Here is a 576-nt window from a genome sequence, read left to right as displayed (position 1 = left end):
CGGAAAATGCGGTGATATCCGCGCCATCTGGCCTTCGCTCAGTAGAAACAAATCACCCATCACGGCCTCCTTTTCGAAGCCGTGAATCACATCTCAAACCAAATTAATAGGTCCTGAGCCTAGGTGTTTAGTCCCGGCATTTGATGGTGCATTATTCTCGCCGGAGTGGAGGGATGCGCTATGGGCCAAATTCTACACGGGAGCGCCCGCACGACAGAGGCGGTCCGTCGAGCGATACAACATAGTCAAGAGAGCCTGAGGGCGCTTGCGAAGCGCTACGGGATCAACCAAAAGACCGTGGCTAAATGGAAGAAGCGGACTGCGACCCGGGATTTGCCGACCGGCCCAAGGGATCCTCGTTCAAGTGTACTCACAGTCGAGGATGAGGCTATCATTGTCGCCTTCCGCCGGCACACGCTGTTACCGCTTGATGATTGCCTCTATGCCCTGCAAGCCACGATCCCGCATCTGACGCGCTCCTCCCTGCATCGCTGCTTGCAGCGACATGGGATCAGCCGGTTGCCCGAAGTGACAGGCGACAAGCAGCCGAAACGGAAATTCAAGACCTATCCGATC

The 576-nt window shown here is 56.2% G+C and carries 1 protein-coding gene; it reads left to right on the top strand.

The window, feature by feature from the left end; genetic code table 11:
• Positions 1–180: 180 nt before the first annotated feature.
• A partial coding sequence (locus tag AC4FS3_RS29190) for a transposase family protein (RefSeq protein ID WP_491023449.1) occupies positions 181–576 on the top strand: 396 nt, incomplete at its 3' end.

The sequence above is a fragment of the Pseudogemmobacter sp. TB195 genome, from assembly GCF_058313095.1.
Note: the sequence above shows the minus strand (reverse complement) of the source record. Positions and strands in the feature narration are given on the sequence as shown.